Origin of the sequence: Tamlana carrageenivorans, from assembly GCF_002893765.1 — a bacterium.
GTDB classification, from domain to species: Bacteria; Bacteroidota; Bacteroidia; order Flavobacteriales; family Flavobacteriaceae; genus Pseudotamlana; species Pseudotamlana carrageenivorans.
This window is the reverse complement of record NZ_CP025938.1, coordinates 3,878,119-3,899,228: the sequence shown is the minus strand read 5'-3', so window position 1 is coordinate 3,899,228 and position 21,110 is coordinate 3,878,119. Positions and strand designations below refer to the sequence as shown.

8 protein-coding genes are annotated in these 21,110 nt (G+C 34.2%); all 8 read left to right on the top strand.

Annotation, left to right across the window (positions count from 1 at the left end; genetic code table 11):
- The first annotated feature begins 90 nt into the window (after positions 1-90).
- On the top strand, positions 91-4,446 hold the full coding sequence (locus C1A40_RS17080; protein WP_158651404.1) for a hybrid sensor histidine kinase/response regulator transcription factor: 4,356 nt from the start codon (positions 91-93) through the stop codon (positions 4,444-4,446).
- 620 nt (positions 4,447-5,066) lie between these two features.
- On the top strand, positions 5,067-8,423 hold the full coding sequence (locus C1A40_RS17075; RefSeq protein ID WP_241910445.1) for a SusC/RagA family TonB-linked outer membrane protein: 3,357 nt from the start codon (positions 5,067-5,069) through the stop codon (positions 8,421-8,423).
- Between the two features lie 24 nt (positions 8,424-8,447).
- Positions 8,448-10,262 (top strand): RagB/SusD family nutrient uptake outer membrane protein, encoded by a 1,815-nt coding sequence (locus tag C1A40_RS17070; RefSeq protein WP_102997256.1) that lies wholly within the window; start codon positions 8,448-8,450, stop codon positions 10,260-10,262.
- A 16-nt stretch (positions 10,263-10,278) separates the two neighbouring features.
- Positions 10,279-11,928, top strand: coding sequence for a DUF4957 domain-containing protein (locus tag C1A40_RS17065; RefSeq protein WP_102997255.1), 1,650 nt, complete (start codon positions 10,279-10,281; stop codon positions 11,926-11,928).
- A gap of 185 nt (positions 11,929-12,113) precedes the next feature.
- Positions 12,114-13,592, top strand: a complete 1,479-nt coding sequence (locus C1A40_RS17060; protein ID WP_102996945.1) for a pectate lyase family protein — start codon at positions 12,114-12,116, stop codon at positions 13,590-13,592.
- A 261-nt stretch (positions 13,593-13,853) separates the two neighbouring features.
- A complete protein-coding gene (locus C1A40_RS17055) occupies positions 13,854-15,488 on the top strand; it encodes a glycoside hydrolase family 43 protein (protein WP_102996944.1) in 1,635 nt (544 codons plus the stop codon).
- Positions 15,489-15,491: 3 nt separating this feature from the next.
- Positions 15,492-18,128, top strand: a complete 2,637-nt coding sequence (locus C1A40_RS17050; RefSeq protein WP_102996943.1) for a beta-glucosidase — start codon at positions 15,492-15,494, stop codon at positions 18,126-18,128.
- A 30-nt stretch (positions 18,129-18,158) separates the two neighbouring features.
- Entirely contained in the window at positions 18,159-21,083 is a 2,925-nt protein-coding gene (locus C1A40_RS17045) for a glycosyl hydrolase family 95 catalytic domain-containing protein (protein WP_102996942.1), read from the top strand.
- Positions 21,084-21,110 lie beyond the last annotated feature (27 nt).

Sequence of the window (21,110 nt, the reverse complement as noted above, 5' to 3'; positions counted from 1 at the left end):
ATGATTTTTGTAAGTTTAGGTAAGTGTGACTTAATTTACAGCGAAATTAATAACTTTTCAAAAGGCTTCATATTTTCAAAAGAAATCACAATGCTTTATCAGAGAATTATTATTTGTCTTTTTTTATTAATTAGAATTAGCTTTATAAATGGACAAATTAAATGTAAAATAGAAAAATATACCACAGAAGATGGTCTTTCTCATAATGGAATTAGGGATATTATGAAAAGTAAAGATGGTTTTATGTGGTTTGCTACTTGGGATGGTATAAACCGATTTGACGGGACTAATTTTGTGACCTATAAAGCGAAACCAGGGGATGGCAGTACCTTAGGAAACAACCGCATTGATATGTTGGAGGAAGATTCATCTGGTAATTTGTGGCTTATAGCCTATGATGAACAAATTTATAGATTTGAAAAAAGTAAAGAGAAATTCTTATCTATTGCAGAAATCATAGGAACAAATAAAATAACTTTTGATAGAATAGTTCCAACAAAAAGTGGCAATGTCTGGCTGATTTCAGAAAATAGGGGGCTTTTTTTAGCAGAAGAAAATACAGAATCTAGCATACAGATATCTCATTATAGTAAAGATTCTATAAATGGCAACGCCATTTCGTCAAATTATATAAATTTTGTATATGAGTATAAAAAGGATTCGGTTTGGGTTGGCTCTCGTAAAGGCCTAGATGTTTTAACGAAATCAGAACCTTATAAATTTAGTTCAGCGAATATCATAAACGGTCAAAATGTACGCAGTTTTGCAGAGACGGAAGAAGCAATCTGGTTTGGTACAGGTGAAGGACATTTAGTTAAATGGGATAAAAGAACCATGGTGTCTCAAACTACCCAGCTTACTAACAGCATAATTAATGCTATTGAAGTTTCTAAAATTTCACCCGATATACTATATCTAACAACAGCAGGAGGTGAGTTCCTTACTTATAACATAATAACCGAAAAAATAGGAGGTAGACTTAAGCTATCTGAAAAAGCACTCCATAGTATTTTTGAAGATAAAGAGGGATTAATTTGGGTAGAACCACATAAGCATGGGGTTTTTATGGTAGATCCAAAAAGTTTTAAGTTTAGTTTTTTTTCACAACAAAATGATGCATCTTTTTTATTAATTGAACAAACTTACTCAGTATTAGAAGATTTATTTGGTAGGGTTTGGGTTAGGTTAAAAGGTGGAGGGTTTGGCTACTATGACCAGGAAAAGAGTGCTTTCGAATACTTTTATAATAAACCAGGTGATCCCAATCAAAAATTTTCAAATATTGTATCTTGTATGTATTTGGATAATACCTGTGGAGGGTTATGGCTTAGTACTAAGGATAGAAGTATTAATAAAATTATTTTTCAGAAGGGAAGCTTTGAGCAACAACTCGTAATTCCGGAAACTAAGAACAAATCCGAGAATGAGATTAGAGCCCTTTTAACCGATTCCCAGAAACGCGTATGGATTGCTTCTAAAGCTAGAAAACTTCATGTTTTTAGTGGTAAAAAAAAGGTTAATCTTAAAGACCTGTTTGTAAATTGGCCAGAGGATGATATCGGATTAATATATACCATGCTAGAAGATAGTCAAAGTAATATATGGCTAGGTTCTAAAGGTGATGGATTGTATAAGGCGGTGCCTATAAATAATGAAAAATCTAAATATGAATTAATTCATTTTAAAAGTAATGATAGTAATGCCAATAGTCTAAATAGTAATCTTATTTATTCCATTTTAGAAGATGCCCAAGGACGAATTTGGATTGGTACTTTTGGAGGTGGAATTACTCTTATTGAGCAAAGTGAAGAAGGTGTACGATTTATAAATAATTTTAAAAATTATCCCATTACAGCATCTGGACGGGTAAGGTATTTGTTAACAGGGTATGATGATAAAATTTGGGTAGCCACTACTAATGGGTTGTTAACTTTTGATCCCAATACTACAGACCATCAGAATATTGAATTTTCAAAATATGTAAAGAAGTCAGATGATGGATTTAGTTTGGGGAGTAACGATGTACTTTTTTTGTATAAAGATTCAGAAAATAAAATGTGGGTTTCGGCCGCAGGAGGTGGTTTAAGTTTGGTTTCGCAAAAGGAAAGTGGACGATTAAAATTTAAAACTTATACTAAGTATGATGGGTTGCCAAGCGATTTCATCCTAAGTATGATTGAAGATAAAGAGAAAAATTTATGGTTAGCTACTGAAAATGGCTTGTCTAAATTCAACTTAATTAATCAGAAATTTAAAAATTACGATTCTAACGATGGATTGGTGGATACTGGATTCTCAGAATCTACCAATGCCATGTTACCAAATGGAAATTTAATTTTCGGTTGTATAAAAGGTTATATAACATTTAACCCAAAAGATGTTGAAGACAATGAAATTGATGTGAAAATGGTTTTCACTAACTTAGAAATTAACAACAAAAACGCTACGATTAGTTCAGATGATTTCCCTCTTAAGAAGAATATTAATTATGAAGATAATTTATTGTTCGATTATAAGCACAGTACGATAGGAATAAATTATACGGTTTTAGATTATCGTTCTAATAACAAACAAATTTACGCATACAGATTGAAAGGGTTTAACGATGAATGGCAAAACGTAAGCAATCAGAGAAAAGCAACGTTTACCAATTTACCGCCTGGTGATTTTACTTTTGAAGTGAAATGTATGAATGATGATTTGTATTCTAACATGCCTAGTAAATCACTTGCATTTACAATTTCTCCTCCGTTTTGGAAATCTAATTTTGCTTATTTTTTATATCTAATTTTGATTTTGATTTTGATCGAAATAGCAAGAAGGATTGCTTATTCAATGATTAGACTTCGTAACAAAGTGGTGGTAGAACAAAAAATGACTGAATTAAAATTGAGTTTTTTTACTAATATTTCGCATGAGTTAAGAACACCACTAACTTTAATAGTAAACCCTATTGAGGAAATTGCTAAATACGAAAAGTTAAGTTCGGTTGGGAATGATTATATCGAGACCGTTAGAAAAAATACCAATCGATTAGTACGTTTTGTAAATCAATTACTCGATTTTAGGAAAGTACAAAGCGGAAAGGAAGTGTTGCATGTGGAAGAAATGGAGATGATTTCATTTTTAAATGAATTAGCTTCTTTATTTGCTCAAACAGGGAGCGAAAAACAAATTAGAGTTAAAATTGATTCTAATTTTGATGCATTATGTGTGCATTTGGATAAGAAAAAAATTGATATAGTAATTTATAATTTGTTATCTAATGCCATCAAGTTTTCACCTCATAATAGCACCATTATCATTAATTTGGATAAGGACAATCACAATATCTTAAAAATACGGGTTATCGATGAAGGTGTCGGTGTTGAAGAAAATAAGCTACAAGACATCTTTAAATTGTACTATGAAACTGAAATGAACCAAAGACATATTGAAGGCACAGGAATAGGTTTGGCTCTATGTAAGGAATATATACAGCTTCATCAAGGTGAAATTTATGCAACAAATAACGAACATGGAGGTTTGACGGTCCATATTGAAATAGATTTAAATAATAAAATATTTAATTTTGATGAAAAACCTAATATCGTAATCCCTAAACCTAAAACACCTAAAATAGAGAAATCATTAACTTCTGAAATTGAAACTTCAGATGTAGAGAATATGACCCATGCGCCTTTAGTGTTAATTGTTGAAGATAATGATGAACTAAGAGCTTTTTTAAGGAGTCAGCTTAGGCGATTTTATCGAGTTGTAAGTGCATCCCATGGCAAGGAAGGCTTAGACCTAGCCATTAAAAAAGTGCCAGATTTAATTATTAGTGATGTTATGATGCCAGTGATGGATGGTATTCAATTTTTGGAAGCACTAAAGAATACCACAGAAACTAGTCATGTTCCTGTTATTTTGCTAACAGCAAAGTCTTCAGTAGAAAGTAAAATAGAAGGTTTAAATTATGGTGCCGATTATTACATTACTAAACCATTTGATACCGAATTTTTAAAAGCTTCTATTGAAAACTTAATCAGTAGCCGAAAGAAATTTTTTCAAACCTTACAGGGTAACATTAAAAAAATAGCCCTAGAGCCTAGTGAAATTATTATCACGACTAAAGATGAAAAATTTCTGAAAGATATTATATCCATAGTAGAAGAGGGACTTAGCGACCCTAGTTTTAATATTAATATTATTGCAAAAACCATTAAAATGAGGCGCCCTACTTTTAACAAGAAATTTAAAAGTCTTACGGGTATGACCCCAGTTGAGTTTGTTAGGGATATGCGTTTAAAAAGAGCCAAACAATTTTTGGATGCTGGAGAAACAGATATTGCAGATGTAGCATATAAAGTTGGGTTTAATGCAGCTGGTTATTTTAGCACATGTTTTAAGGAGGTCTATAACGAGTCTCCTTCAGATTACGTAAAAAATAGAAATGTTAATTAGTTGGACAACGAATTAATAACTATTTGTCATTTCGGACATCGAAACAACTTACGAGAATCTTAATATATTTTAAGATTTTCATATTCCTTGTAAGTGTAAATCTTTTTAATATCAATTCATAGTATTACATCCAAGTGATATAATTCTTTTGTCTTCTAAAAGTCAAAAAGACTTCTCTTTTTTCAAAATGTAACCTTTATAATCAGATTCATAAGATCCCTTCAATCTGAATATAATGCAACCTGTTTGTGTAAATTCAATTTGAAATCTCTAAAAATTACAAGTAAAATTTATAAATCGTTCACTTTTTGGTTCTTAAAATTGAACGATTTATTAAAAAAATCAGCAATCATTTTGTGAAACAGTTGCTCTAAACCCTTTAAAACTCTGTAAACGTTAAAAATTTGAAAGCAATCGATTAAAATTTAAAAGTGCTTAACATTTTATTAAGATAAATTTGACCAAGTGATAATATTATGCATTTGTTAAGACAAAGCAGTTAATAATGTTGAATCAATAAAATTGTATAAAACATTTTGATGCATTGTTAATAAGTGGGTTTTAAAGTCATAGATAATTCTAGCCAAATTATTGATTAAACTAAACTAAAACCAATATTTATGGTAAACTATTTTTATTCTAATTATTTATTATTCCTCCTTAAAGTGAGGAAAATGGAAGGAAAGGCTTTGCAAAAAGTTGTTTTAAGTGCTTTTGCAATGCTACTTTTTTTAAGTACAAGTTCAAGTTTTGGACAAACAATTTCAGGTACAATAACGTCTAGTGATTTTGGAGACCCGCTACCAGGTGCTTCCATTATTGTTAAAGGTACTAAAAATGGTACAGTGTCAGATTTTGATGGTAATTATACCCTTAATATATCTACACCAAACCCAGTTTTACAAATTAGCTATATGGGGTATAAGTCCCAAGATGTTGTTGTAGGCGATCAAACAGTTATTCAAATCATCCTTGAAGTGGATGAGAACCAACTCGATGAGGTTGTTATTGTTGATTATGGTTACGGAAAAGTAAAAAGGGAGAACATGACTGGTGCCGTAGCTAGTATTTCTGGTAGTGAAATTGAAAAAATTCCGGTAGCCACAGCAGCAGAAGCTATTACAGGGCGACTCCCTGGAGTTAACGTGACATCTGCCGATGGAGAACCAGGAGCAGATATCCAAATACGTGTTAGAGGAGGTGGTTCGATCACTCAAGATAATTCACCGCTTTATGTTGTCGATGGATTTATTGTAAGCACAATAAATGATATTCCAGCAAGTGATATTGAAACCCTTGATGTACTCAAAGACGCTGCAGCTACCGCCGTTTATGGGGCTCGAGCATCAAATGGAGTTATTGTTATTACCACAAAAAGTCCAAAGCTGGGTAAAGTATCTGTTGCTTATAATAATTACTTTCAATTTAATACCTTACCAGAAGATAGACGATACGAGGTGTTATCTCCTTATGAATTTGTTTTAGCTAATTACGAATATCAAGCCCTACGTGGTGAGACAGCTATTAGAAGTCATGAACGTTATTTTGGTAATTATGAAGATATTGATATTTATAAAAGTAAAACCCCTACCGATTGGCAAGAGGAGTTATTTGGAGGTTCAAGATTATCTCAATATCATAATTTGAGTGTGAGTGGGGGTACAGAACTAACAAGCATGCGTTTAAGTGTGTCTCATAACGATGATGAAGGTCTTTTGGTTGGTTCTGGTTTTGCCAGAACAGCAATTAACTTTAAATTAAATCAAAAAATCACCGATAAATTAAAGTTAGATGTAGGTACCAGAATTACAAATACAGAAATTAATGGTGCTGGTACATCAACAAGGGCTCAGTTAAAAATAAAGGATGCCGTTCAAACGAGACCTGTTAATGGTATAGCTGATGATATAGATGTTGACTTAAATAACCCTAGCGCGGATAATGATTATCAACAATTTCTTTTAAGTCTAGTGGATCCAAGAGAGCTTGTTGAACAAGACTGGAGAAAGCGTACCTATAATTCATACGTTTTAAATGCTGGGTTAGCTTGGAATATTGTTGATGGACTGGAATTTAAAACAACCTTTTCAACTGAGAAAGAATTTAGAGAGGAATTAAGATTTTATGGGCCTTTAACAGGAGAGTCTTTCAATAACGGAGGGAGTTTGCCAATTGGTCAAAAGGACAACAGGGAAGAGTTTTCATACCGATGGTTAAATACTTTAAATTATAAAAAATCTTGGCATGATGATGATTATGTATTAGACTTTTTATTAGGCCAAGAAATATCATCAAGCGGTGGTAAGCGTGACTTTACTAGATCGGAAGATTTTAGAGCTTCTATTACACCTGAGGAATTATTCGCTAATATGGCCTTTGGTAGAGTAGACAGAAAAGAAACGGAAGATTTTACAAATTCTAATAGAAAATCGGTTTTTGGAAGATTGGATTTTCAGCTTATAAATAAATATATTTTTACACTTACATTTAGAGCAGATGAGTCTAGTAGATTTTCTGAAAAAAACAGACTAGGTATTTTCCCTGCTTTAGCATTTGCGTGGAAAATTCATGAAGAAGGTTTTATGTCTAATGCCAATTTTGTTAACGAACTTAAGCTTAGACTAACTTATGGTGAAACGGGTAACGATAGAGTCCCTGCAACAGCCACGCAGTTTTTATTTGGAGCAACAACCAATAGAGGTCCAGGTTTTGGGAATTTTGATAATGTTTATTACACACCCGATAGTAATTCATTATATAACCCAGACCTTGTATGGGAAACTACAGCAACCAATAACTTGGGTCTTGATTTCTTATTTTTTAACAGACGCTTAAACGGTAGTGTCGATTTATATTCTAATAAAACAACCGATTTATTGATTCAGTCTGCCATCCCAAATAATACAGGATTTACTACGCAGTGGGATAACATTGGTTCTACTTCCAATAAAGGTATTGAATTTGGAGCTACTGGGTTTATTGTAGATAATACAGATTTTAGTTTGTCTACCAATTTTAATATTGGTAAAAACACTTTTAAAATTGATGCTTTAGATGGAACTACCGAACGGTTTGAACGTTCAAATTGGGCGAGTACAGATTTAAATAATATCAACGATTATTATTTACAAGTAGGTGGTAAAGTAGGAGATATTTATGGATATGTTACCGATGGGATGTATACTGTAGACGATTTTTCAAGCTACGATGATGCCTCTAAAGCTTATGTGTTAAATAATGGTGTCGTAGATTCTGGTCCTGTTGTGGGGAATAGAAACTTAAGACCAGGTTTCCTTAAATTAAAAGACTTAAATACCGTAGATACAGACGGGGACGGTATTGCCGATGCTGGTGATGGTGTTATTGATGCTGACGACAGACAAGTTATTGGTAATGCTTTACCAGATTTTCAAGGAGGATTTGGTTTAAACGCACGTTATAAAGCATTCGATTTCTCTATATTTTTCAATTATCAATATGGAAATGATGTTTATAACACAGGAAAAATTCAGTTCAATCAATTTAGAAGAGTTACCAATGGTAACTTATTAGAAGGGATGAGTACCGATCACAGGTTTACATATATTGATGTGGATGGGCAGTACACAGGAACGCCAGGTGGTGTTGTGACAGATTTAGATCAATTAGCACAAATGAATCCTAATAAAGATATGTGGTCACACGCAAGTCATGGTGGTGCTGGTGCTGTAGTACATTCATGGGCTATTGAAGATGGATCTTTTATAAGGTTAAACAACTTAACTTTAGGGTATAACTTACCTTCAAAATTAATTTCAAAAATAGGAATGTCTCAGTTTAGAGTGTATGCCACTGGAAGAAATTTAAAGCTATGGACAAAATATAGTGGATACGATCCAGAAGTAAATTCGAGAGGTAATGGATTAACACCAGGTGTAGATGACTCTTCATTCCCAAGAAGTCGTTCATATACCGTTGGTTTAAACGTAACATTTTAAGCAATGGGATTAAAACATTTAAATATGAAAATAAAAAATATAATAGCAACATGCTCACTTGTAATGTTTGCATCTTGTAGTGAGGATTTTATGGAACCTGATTCTATTTCTACTTTTGATAATAATTACATTTACTCTAATGTAGACGATGCTAGAAATGGTGTTAATGCGGCTTACTCTTATTTTAATCAAGACGCATTTAGGTCAAGGTTGTCAAACAATATGACCGGAAATACGGATATAGAACACTCAAGTGGTTGGGGAAGTCAATCCGATCGTTATCAAATATGGAATTTAGATGCAAACCCAGCAAATAGAGATTTAGATATCGTATGGTCTAATGCTTATAAAGCCATTAGAGATGCCAATATTTCTATTGAAGGTATTAAAAATAGTGGTAAGCTAAATTCTAGTGATTCTACAGAAAGAGGCACATTTTATCAATTGTTAGGAGAAGCCTATACTTTAAGAGCTTACTGGTATAGTATGTTAAGTTTTTATTTTGGAGATGTCCCTTATGTTGTAGATGCTCCAGTAGCAGGTGCCGATTTCTTCCTGCCTAAAACACATAGAAACACCATACTTTCGGGTGAAATTCAAAACCTAATTGAAATTGAAGAGCACATGAAGTGGTCTGAACAAACCAGATTCGGCATTGAGCAGGTAAACAGAGAATATACTTTGGGTATGATTGCTAGGCTAGCTCTTCAAAGAGGGGGCTATTATTTAACCCCAGAATTAACCATGGTAAGAGACGCTGATTATTTGGAGTATTACCGTATAGCTAAAACCTATGCAGCTAAATTAATGAGTTTAAAAGATCGTGAATTGCCTAAAGATTTTAGGCAGATATTTTTAGATCAAGTTAAGTTTCAACAACCTTCAGAAAATGGAGAAATTTTATTCGAGGTGCCTTTCTCTTTAAATAGTGGTGATGTGGGTTGGAATATTGGAATTACTGTTGAAGGTGGTCCAACATCATCACACGATTTTGGCTCAGGAAATAATTATATGGCCATGCCTCCTTCTTATTATTTGTCATTTGATTCCGATGATTTAAGAAGAGACATAACCTGTGGTTTATATAAAATCAATGTAAACTTTGAAAAGGAATTTGTAGACAGACCTCTTAATATCTCACAAGGAAAATGGAGTAGAGCAGATTTAACTAATCCTCCAGGAGCATCATCAGCCAAAAGTACTGGGATAAACTGGCCAATGATGCGATATGCCGATGTGATTTTAATGTTTTCCGAGGCCGAAAATGAACTTAACGGTCCAACAATGGAAGCTCAAAACGCTTTAAGAAGAGTGAGAGAAAGAGCTTTTGATCAATCGACCTGGACTGAAGATGTAGACCAATATTTAGCTAGTGTATCCACATCAAAAGAAGCGTTTTTTGAGGCTATTGTTGATGAACGTGCTTGGGAGTTTGGAGGAGAAATGATTCGTAAATATGAGCTTATTAGATGGGGTATTTACTCTGAAAAAATGAGAGAAACCGTTGAAACGCTTAAAAATTTAGCCGATGATGCTTATAATGGTACTACTCAATATCCAGATTATATGTACTGGAAAATTGATGAAAATGGTGAGTTTGTCATATTAAACCCTGACAGAAAAATTGTTCCACCAGATGATTCTTGGACAAGAGTATCATTTTTATTAGAACTTCATGATGATGACCTTACTTATAAAGAATGGGTTACTAGAGATTGGGCAAACCATATTGATGAAGGACCGATGCCAGGAGTTGCAAGATATATATTTCCAATTCCTACAATTGCGATTGAAAATAGCCAAGGAACTTTAAAAAATGATGGTTATGCTTTTAAATAAAAAAAATACAATACACATGAAAAATAAATTTAACATATTTAATATAAACGTGTTAGCTTTATCTTGTATATGCATGGTTTTATGTTATGCATGTAACAATGATGATGATGTTTCTCAGGAAAAAACACGTTTGTTCGGTCCTGTACTAAATGAAGGGCTATTGGAAGCAATAGATAATACCATCATAGTAGATATGGCGCAATATAAAGATGCCATTAATTACACTGTAGAAGTGAGTCGAGATTCCTTTGCCACGGTAGAATATATAATTAAATCTGATACGAGTTATGTCGTTGTTGAAGAAGCCACAGTAGGAGAAGAGTTATTCTGGAATGTGATCTATCAGGTAAGAGCACAAGCACATGCTCAGGAGGCTATGTATGATAGTAAAGTTTCAGATTTTGGAAACATACGTACCCAAACTTTTCCTTCGATTTTAAATAAACCAGCACCTTTTGATGTAACTGATATCGCAGCAAGAGTAACATGGACACCTTCAGGTTTACCTGTTACAGGAATCCAAGTGTTTAGTGAAAACGATTTAAGATTAGAAAATCCGCTTTTTCCAGAGCAAGCAGTCACAGAAGACGAGCAACTGGCAGGTGTCGCCGTAGTTGAAAACCTAGAACCTGAAACAACTTATCAAATAGCCATTTATAGTGAAGATAGATCTAGAGGTTGGGTTAATTATACTACAAGAATTGCAGATATAGACCCCACAAGTCCAGGAGTAATCGATATAAGAGGAGATCAAAGTGTAAGTGCTGTAATTGATGCTTTAGCATCTGCTCCAGATAATTCTACAATCTTAATAGCTCGAGGTTCTGTTTACGATGCGCCTTCTGTTGCTTTAGATAAATCGGTTACTATTCAAGCGGCTTATGGTTTTGGAGAAGAAAAAGCTAAACTATTATTTAACGGGAATTTTGATGTGGCCGATGGTGCGAATGTAGGTCATCTACGCTTTGTAGGTTTAGAGTTACGTGGAACCGATTGGTCAGGTAAATATGTTATGAATATGAGTAAAACATCAACTCTCGACGAAATTAGCTTTGAAGATTGTTACATAACCAATTTTAGAGGGGTTTTAAGACAAAAAGATAATGCTAATGTTATAAATAATTACCTTATTAATAATTGTGTTTTAGACAGTATTAACGGGTATGGAGTTGTAGCTGTAGATAACGTTGCTGCCAAATTAAATCATTTTTCAATAACTAATAGTTCGGTAAATCATGCTGCATACTTTATTGTCTCAAAAAATGATTTTGAGTCTTTAAATATTAGCGATTGTAGTTTTGCAAATACACCAGAAACGGGTAGACAATTTCTACGATTTAGAGAATCAGGACAAGATAATGTAACTGGAGGTGTAACCATTATTAATACGATCATGGGGCATACTTGGGACATGACAGATTCTGATAACTATGGTATGCAAGGTATAGATGGTTTAGAAAATACTAGCTTTGATTTATTAAATAATTATACCACAGCAAACTTTTCATTTACACGAGATGAAATACCAGGTTTCCCGGTAGCAAATTATACAAACGCTCAGGATGATCTTTGGATAGATCCAAATATGAATGATTTTCATATCAAGGATAAAAGCTTTATTGGTAGATATGATTCTGGAGATACAAATTTTAGAGATAAAATCTAAAAAAATCACAGTGTGATTTGAATTAATTGGGTGCCTATTATGTTGTTAGTATTCATTTAAAGAATACCTTAAAAGTTAGTAAATTGTTTAGTTGTAACATTTGTAGATGTTTGGCAATTCCTTGCCAGAAATGGAGTTGACAATAAAACATAGGCACCTTTATTTATTGAAATAAAAAAATAAAAATGAAGAAGATTCATGTATTAATAGTTATAATTTTAATTTTCGCCTATAACTGTAGTTCATCAACTGTTGAGGATGAAAAGGAAGAAAAGGTGGAAGAAGTAACACCAGAACCTCAGCCTGAACCAGAAGAAGAGCAGCCAACAGCAGTCCAAGAGGAGGCTTTTGCTTTTCCTTCGGCAGAAGGATTTGGAAAATATACAACAGGAGGACGAGGTGGTAAAGTAATTTTTGTTACAAATTTAAACGATTCAGGAGCAGGTAGTTTTAGAACAGCTGTAAATACAAGTGGAAAACGTTATATATTGTTTAAAGTGTCTGGTACTATTGCCTTAAAATCGCCTATAAAAATTACAAATAATGATTTAACAATTGCAGGGCAAACAGCCCCAGGTGATGGTATTTGTATTAAAGATTATCCTGTTGTTATAAATGCAGATAACGTCATTATTAGATATTTGAGGTTTAGAATGGGTGATGCTGCAGCACAACAAGCCGATGCCTTAGAATCAAGATTCCATAAAAACATTGTTATCGACCATTGTTCTTTAAGTTGGTCGTCTGACGAAACAGCTACGTTTTATAATAATGAAAATACCACCTTTCAATGGTGTTTTGTAACTGAAAGTTTAAAAACCTCAGTACACGAAAAAGGTTCTCATGGATATGGCGGAATTTGGGGAGGAAAAAATGCCTCTTTTCACCATAATTTAATAGCGCATCATGATAGTAGGAATCCTAGATTAGGAGAGTATGCAGGATCATCATTTGCGTTAACAGATTTAGTCGACTTAAGAAATAATGTTATTTATAATTGGGGAGGCAACAGTTGTTATGGCGGTGAAGCTATGAATGTTAATATTGTTAATTGCTACTATAAGCCAGGGCCAGCAACCAAGAAAAAAACAAGAATTATTGCAATTGATAAAAATAAAAATGAAGGAACCGAAGTCTATGATATTTGGGGGAAGTTCTATATTGATGGAAATCTTATGGAAGGAAGTTCAAATGTAACCAATGACAATTGGACTTATGGCGTTTATAATCAATTTCACGGAAGTTATGGTACCGTTTCTGAAGAAGATAAAGCTAACATGAAACTAAATACACCACACGATATTGAAAATAATGTGCAAACAGATTCGGCTGAAGAAGCTTATGAAAAGGTTTTAGCACATGGTGGAGCATCTCTGGTGCGCGATTCTGTTGACGAACGTATTGTTAATGAGGTTAAAAATGGTACTTATACTTTTGAAGGTTCTAAAGGAAGTACTAGTGGCATAATAGACTCTCAGGCCGATGTGGGGGGATGGCCAGAATTAAAATCTACAGAAGCTCCAGTAGATAGTTCAGGCGATGGGATGCCAGATTCTTGGAAGAAAGAAATGAAACTTGATGTTACTAAAAACAACCCGAATGGGCACGAACTTAGTACAGGTTACGAAAATATTGAAGTATATATAAATAGTTTGGTGGATTAAATCACGATTAGATTATAACTAATCAATGTAAAAAAATCAACGAAAATATACCTCTTATAGACCTTATAATAGTGTTTAGGTTTTCCTTATTAACAAAATTTAACAACCTTTTATACGGTATCATAATATACAAATCTACAATCCTATGGATTATCTAGAAGTAATTTTAATGTCACCTTATTTATTTCGGTTTTCACATTTGGGGATGCTTTCTTGATCAGAATTTTTTAAAATTATTATAAAATAAACACAAATTTAAAAATGAAGTATTACTTTTTTTTATTAACTATCATATGTTATCATATTGGATTTTCTCAAAATAATAACAATTTTGTGTCAGATGTTTGGGTGTCCGATTTAGGTGATGAAACTTACCAAAATCCTATTATTCATGCCGATTACTCCGATCCCGATGTGGTGCGTGTTGGAGACGATTACTTTATGACGGCATCAAGTTTTAATTGTGTTCCTGGATTACCAATTTTACATTCTAAGGATATGGTGAATTGGAAGTTGGTTAATTATGCTTTAAAAAAACAAGTTCCAGAAGATGTTTTTAATATCCCGCAACATGGTAATGGCGTTTGGGCACCTAGTATTCGTTACCATAACGATGAGTTGTATATCTATTGGGGCGACCCAGATTTTGGGGTATATATGGTGAAGACCAAAGATCCCTTTGGAAACTGGGATGCTCCTGTTTTGGTTATGCCTGCCAAAGGTGCGATTGATGCTTGTCCGCTTTGGGATGATAATGGACGTGTTTATCTTGTTCATGGCTGGGCTGGAAGTCGTGCAGGCGTAAAAAGTATCTTAACCGTTAGAGAATTAAATAAGGAAGGAACAGCGGTAATTGATGAAGGTCAACATGTATATGATGGCCATGAGATAGACCCAACAGTTGAAGGATCTAAATTCTATAAAAGAAATGGTTATTATTACATTTTTGCGCCAGCAGGTGGAGTTTCTACAGGTTGGCAGTTGGCTTTAAGGTCTAAAAATGTATATGGACCTTATGAAAGAAAAGTTGTGTTAGAGCAAGGTAAAACAGATATAAACGGGCCTCATCAAGGGGCTTGGGTCGATACACCTAGTGGAGAATCTTGGTTTTATCATTTTCAAGATGTAGAAGCTTATGGTAGAATTGTGCATTTACAACCTATGTCTTGGAGTAACGATTGGCCTTTAATGGGGGAGGATTTAGATGGAAATGGTATAGGAGAGCCAGTTAAATCGCATAAAAAACCGCATATAGGAAAAACATACCCTATAGTAACTCCACAAGATACCGATATGTTCACAGGTAATAATATTGGCTTACAATGGCAGTACCAAGCCAATACCAATATTTTATGGCACTCTAAACTGCGTGGTTCCGACAACTTAAGGTTGTTTTCAATAAAAACACCTAAAAAGTCCAAGAATTTGTGGATGACACCTAACTTATTATTGCAAAAGTTTCCTGCTAAAAATTTCGTAGCAACAACAAAAATTAAATTAATTCCAGAGGAAGCCGTTTCCGATAAAGCTGCGGGATTAATAATTATGGGGATGGACTATGCTAGCTTACAAATCACGCATCAAGAAAATAACTATTACATACAACAGATTGTAGCCAAGAAAGCTATTAAAGGAGGAGAAGAAGAAATTATAGAGTCTCAAAAACTAAAAACAAATGAAGCCTATTTTAAAGTAGAGGTTACTGGTCATGGTTTGGATGCTATATGTCAATTTAGTTATTCTGAAAACGGAAAAAAATATAAGAAAATAGGAAAGCCATTTACCGCATTACCTGGTAAATGGATTGGTACAAAAGTTGGGCTTTTTAGTGTAAGGGGAGAAGAATCAACAAGAGGTGGTTATGCCGATGTAGACTGGTTTAAAGTTTCGAAGTAAACAATGAAAACGTATTTAAAATACTTGGCTTTTTTTGGGTTATTAAGTACTAAGGCTTTATTTGCACAACAAACTTATAAATTTCAAAATCCAGAATTACCTATTCAAGAACGTGTAGATGATTTAATTGCTCAATTAACTTTAGAAGAAAAAATAGAGCAACTAATGTCTGATGCACCAGCTATTAAACGTTTAGGTTTGCCAAAATACAATTGGTGGAATGAGGCTTTACACGGGGTAGCCCGTGCGGGTTATGCGACTGTTTTTCCACAGTCTATCACGATGGCGGGTTCTTGGGATTCCGAACTCATGTTTAAAGTGGCACAAGTTATTTCCGATGAAGCTAGAGCCAAACATCATGAATATAAACGAAATGGGCAGCATGATATTTATCAAGGATTAACTATTTGGTCGCCTAATATCAATATTTTTAGAGATCCCAGGTGGGGGCGTGGGCATGAAACTTATGGTGAAGACCCATACTTAACAGGACAAATGGGCTTACAGTTTGTAAAAGGTTTACAGGGGGACGACCCTAAATATCTTAAAACCGTAGCTACAGCGAAACATTATGCAGTACACTCGGGGCCAGAACCCTTAAGGCACGAATTTAACGTTAACGTGAGTACCCGTGATTTATGGGAAACTTATTTGCCTGCTTTTAGAACTTTAGTAGAAGAAGGTAATGTACATTCTATTATGACGGCTTATAATCGAGTTAGAGGAGAAGCTGCAAGTTCAAGTCCGCTTTTATTCAATATTTTAAGAAACACATGGGGGTTCAATGGTTATGTTGTTTCCGATTGTGGTGCCATTGCTGATATTTATAAAGATCATAACATTACTAAAACAGCAGCCAAAGCTTCGGCGCTTGCCTTAATGGAAGGTTGTGATTTAAATTGTGGAAGTACCTATAAAAATTTAAATGAAGCTGTAAGAGAGAAACTAATTGACGAAGGCAAGTTAAATTTAGCATTAACTAGGTTATATACTGCAAGGTTTAAGCTAGGTATGTTCGATGCTGATACGATAGTGCCTTATGCACAAATTCCATTCTCGGTAAATAATAATGCCGCACATAATAGTCTGGCAAGAAAAGCATCGCAAAAGAGTATTGTTTTATTAAAAAATGATAATATACTTCCTCTTTCAAAGTCATTAAAAAAAGTTGTAGTTATCGGTCCAAATGCTGATAACGTGCAATCGCTCTTAGGTAATTATAGCGGAACTCCTCAAAATCCAATTACAGTACTTGAAGGAATTAGAAATAAAGTAGAGCCTCAAGTGGAAGTTGCATATCAAGAAGGAGGTCCATTAGCAGAAGGGCTGCCAACCATGGAGGTTATTCCTTCTGTCTATTTAAGAACCGAAGAAGGTGTACAGGGTTTAAAAGCTGAATATTTTGATAATTTAGATTGGAGTGGAACACCTGTTTTAACGCAAATAGATGATCAAGTAAATTTTACTTGGGATGTCAATCCGCCTCACACCAAATTGAAAATGGGAAATTACAGTGTGCGTTGGACAGGGTATATCATAGCTCCCGAAACAGGAGATTTTTATTTTAGTAACTGGGCAAAACCTTTCCAAGAATATACTATTTCCGAAACTTTAAAAGACGGAGGTAAATTTACGCATCACGCCAAAGTTAATGCCAAAAAAATACATTTTGAAAAAGGTAAAACTTATCATGTAGAAGTTAAGTTTAAAAATTACTATGGCGAAGCTGAAGCGAAATTATTATGGGGTACCCCTAAAAATAATCAGTTGGAAAAAGCTGTGGATTTAGCCAAGAATTCAGATGTTATCGTGTTAGCATTAGGTTTAAATGAACGTTTAGAAGGCGAGGAAATGGGCGTGAGTTTAAAAGGGTTTGAAGGTGGTGATCGTACAAGTTTAGATTTACCTGAAGCACAAGTTAACCTTATGAAGGCACTTATTAAAACAGGAAAACCTGTTGTAGTGGTATTGCTTAATGGTAGTGCTTTATCTATAAATTATGCCGCAGAACACGCCGCTGCAATTGTATCGGCGGGATATCCCGGACAGCAAGGTGGAAATGCTATTGCCGATGTTTTGTTTGGTGATTATAACCCAGCAGGGCGCCTGCCAGTTACATATTACGAATCGGTAGATCAATTACCCGATTTTGAAAATTACGATATGCAGGGACGTACCTATCGTTACTTTTCTAAGGAACCATTATTTCCATTTGGTTACGGTTTGAGTTATACCAAATTTTTATATAGTGATCTAAAAATAGCGTCTAATTTAACAACTTCCGATGCTGTTAAACTTAGTGTTAAAATTAGAAATACAGGAGATTTTGATGGAGAAGAGGTTGTACAGGTGTATATATCCGACGAAAAAGGATCAACTCCAAGACCTATAAGACAATTAGTAGCTTTTAAACGAATCACTCTGAAAAAGGGAGAGGAACAAGAGGTAGAATTTACTATTAACTCTAGACAACTTGGTATGATAAACAAAAAGGAAGCTTTTGTTGTTGAACCAGGATGGTTTAAGGTTTCAGTTGGAGGTGAACAACCAGGATTTAAAGGACGTTTAAATGCAAATTCTACAGAAACCATTGAAGGACGTTTTCAAATGAAAGGCAAAGTGTTGAAACTGGAGTTTTAGTGATTATAGCTAAATCTAAATTATTTAAATATGAATTATAAAATAATCGTTTCTGTTTGTTGTTTCCTTTGTTTATTAAGGGGATATGCTCAAAGCACAACATCATTTTCAGTAAAAGATAATGACGAAAATGTGCTGTGGTATGAATCTGCAGCAAAAAACTGGAACGAAGCACTGCCTATTGGAAATGGTAGAATTGGAGGTATGTTGTTTGGAGGCATTACCCATGATAAAATTCAGTTAAATGAAGAAACGGTTTGGGCAGGCGAGCCGGGAAATAATATTACAAAAGATTATTTTAACGAAGTAGAAGAAATTAGACGCTTATTATTTGATGAAAACTATAAAGAAGCCCAAAGTCTGGCACTCGAAGTATTTCCAAAAGACACTCCAAAGAATAACAATTATGGTGTGCCTTATCAAACCGTAGGCAATTTGAATTTACACTTTCCTAATCAACAATCTGTTTATAACTATAGAAGAGATTTAAACATAGCTAATGCCATGGCTTCGGTTAGTTATACAGCTAAAGGAATTCAATTTAAAAGAGAATATTTTGTGTCCTATCCCGATCAAGTCATGGTAATCCATCTTACGGCAGATAAACCAAGTAGTTTGACTTTTGAAATTACTATGGATAGCCCACAATTGAATCATAATATCAAAACAGAAAATAAGTTTTTGAAGTTAGAAGGTGTTGGTGGTGATCATGAAAATAAAAAAGGAAAAATTAAATTTGAAACATTAGTATACCCTAAAGTATTTGGCGGTGAAATAGTAGAAAAGAACAACGGTATTTCAATTAAAAATGCGAATGAGGTTATTTTGTTAGTCAGTATTGGAACGAACTTTAAAAATTATAAAGATTTAAGTAATTCTGCGAATGAAATTGCTAAGTCTTTTATTGAAAAAAGCAAGAATAAAGGATATGACGAGTTGAAGAACAGTCATATAAAAGATTATCAGCAATTATTTAATAGAGTTACTTTAAACTTAGGAACGAACCAAAAAAATGAATTACCAACCAATCTGCGTTTGGCAAATTTTGCAACTAAAGAAGATTTATCGTTGGTATCGCTTTATTTTCAATTTGGGAGATATTTATTGATATCGAGTTCTAGACCTGGCGGTCAGCCTGCAAACTTGCAAGGTATTTGGAACGATCGGTTAGCACCTCCTTGGGATAGTAAATACACGGTCAATATAAATACCGAAATGAATTATTGGCCAACAGAAGTTACAAATCTTTCCGAATTGAATCAGCCTTTATTTTCCATGTTGGAAGATATTTCGGAAACAGGAAAATTAAGTGCGCAGAAACTGTATCATGCTAGAGGTTGGAACATTCATCATAATACCGATATATGGCGGATTTCGGGTATTGTAGATGGTGGCTTTTATGGTTTTTGGCCCATGGGAGGCGCTTGGTTAACACAGCATTTATGGCAGCATTATTTGTTTACGGGTGATGAAGATTTCTTAAAGGAATACTATCCTATTTTAAAATCAACAGCTTTGTTTTACAAAGATGTTCTTCAAGAAGAACCAAAAAATAAATGGTTAGTTGTTGCGCCTTCAATTTCACCAGAAAATAAATATGTAGATGGTGTTGGAGTAACTTATGGTACAACCATGGATAATCAGTTAGTTTTCGATGTGTTTAGTAATGTTATTAGGGCTTCAAAAGTGTTAAGCCAAGACTTGGAATTTGCAGATTCATTAAAAGTTTTACGTAGCAAACTGCCTCCAATGCAGATAGGTAAACATGGGCAATTGCAAGAATGGATTGAAGACTGGGACAGACCAAATGATAAGCATAGACATATTTCGCATTTATATGGTTTGTATCCAGCTTCGCAAATTTCACCATTCAAAAACCTAGAATTATTTAAAGCGGCAGAGCAAACTTTAGAATATAGAGGCGATAAATCTACTGGATGGTCCATGGGGTGGAAGGTGAACTTTTGGGCACGGATGCTTGACGGAAACAGAGCGTATAAACTTATTAAAACCCAATTAACCTTGGTAGAAGACGGTACGATATCTGGCGGGACATATCCTAATTTATTTGATGCACATCCGCCATTTCAAATAGATGGAAATTTTGGTTGCACGGCGGGAATAGCCGAAATGCTACTTCAGTCGCACGATGATGCTTTGTTTTTACTACCTGCTTTACCAGAATCATGGAAAGAAGGAAGTGTAAAAGGACTTGTGGCCATAGGTGGCTTTGAGGTCGATTTACATTGGGAAGCAAACACATTAGAGACAGTGAAAATTTACTCAAAAAAAGGTGGGAATTTAAGAATACGTACCAATCAAATTTTGTTGGATAAAAACGGGGTGGAATTGCAAAAAGCTACAGGGGAAAACACCAACATGTTTTATCAAAATCCAAAAATAAAAGAGCCAATAGTTTCTAACCATACCAATAATGAGGAGGTTATTGTAACTACATTCAATGTGTACGATGTGTCAACTCAGGCTAATAGTGCATATAATTTCACAACTAAAAAAAATAAAATGAAAAGTAAGTTGATAAAGTTTGGATTGTTGCTATTCGTAGGCGCGTTTTTTATAGCCTACGGTTTGAAAGAAAAACTAGTAACAACAATTTTTTTAATTGGGGATTCCACGATGGCCGATTACTACAATAACTACGAACCAGGTAAAGACTATATGAAAACCAGGTATCCCGTTACAGGATGGGGCCAGGTATTCCAACAATTTGTAGTCGCTGATGAAATGAATGTAGCGTTAATCGATTTAAATAAGGCATCACGAGACCTTTTTACACAAAAAGGACAGGATTATGTAACCAATAATTACTTTATGAATTTACCTGCTGGTAAGTACGAGGCTTATCCAGAGGGACAAAAAGATAATACACATTTTCAGCCTAAGGGAGCCGTTGAGGTTGCTCGAATAGTATTTAATAATCTTCAAAACCTATAAAAAAAGTTAATTGAAAAAATCTTGCAA

Excerpts from the sequence above, each read along its gene's own strand:
- C1A40_RS17075 (WP_241910445.1), top strand. The coding sequence starts at position 5,067 with ATGGTAAACTATTTTTATTCTAATTATTTATTATTCCTCCTTAAAGTG.
- C1A40_RS17050 (WP_102996943.1), top strand. The coding sequence starts at position 15,492 with ATGAAAACGTATTTAAAATACTTGGCTTTTTTTGGGTTATTAAGTACT.
- C1A40_RS17060 (WP_102996945.1), top strand. The coding sequence starts at position 12,114 with ATGAAGAAGATTCATGTATTAATAGTTATAATTTTAATTTTCGCCTAT.
- C1A40_RS17055 (WP_102996944.1), top strand. The coding sequence starts at position 13,854 with ATGAAGTATTACTTTTTTTTATTAACTATCATATGTTATCATATTGGA.
- C1A40_RS17065 (WP_102997255.1), top strand. The coding sequence starts at position 10,279 with ATGAAAAATAAATTTAACATATTTAATATAAACGTGTTAGCTTTATCT.
- C1A40_RS17045 (WP_102996942.1), top strand. The coding sequence starts at position 18,159 with ATGAATTATAAAATAATCGTTTCTGTTTGTTGTTTCCTTTGTTTATTA.
- C1A40_RS17070 (WP_102997256.1), top strand. The coding sequence starts at position 8,448 with ATGAAAATAAAAAATATAATAGCAACATGCTCACTTGTAATGTTTGCA.
- C1A40_RS17080 (WP_158651404.1), top strand. The coding sequence starts at position 91 with ATGCTTTATCAGAGAATTATTATTTGTCTTTTTTTATTAATTAGAATT.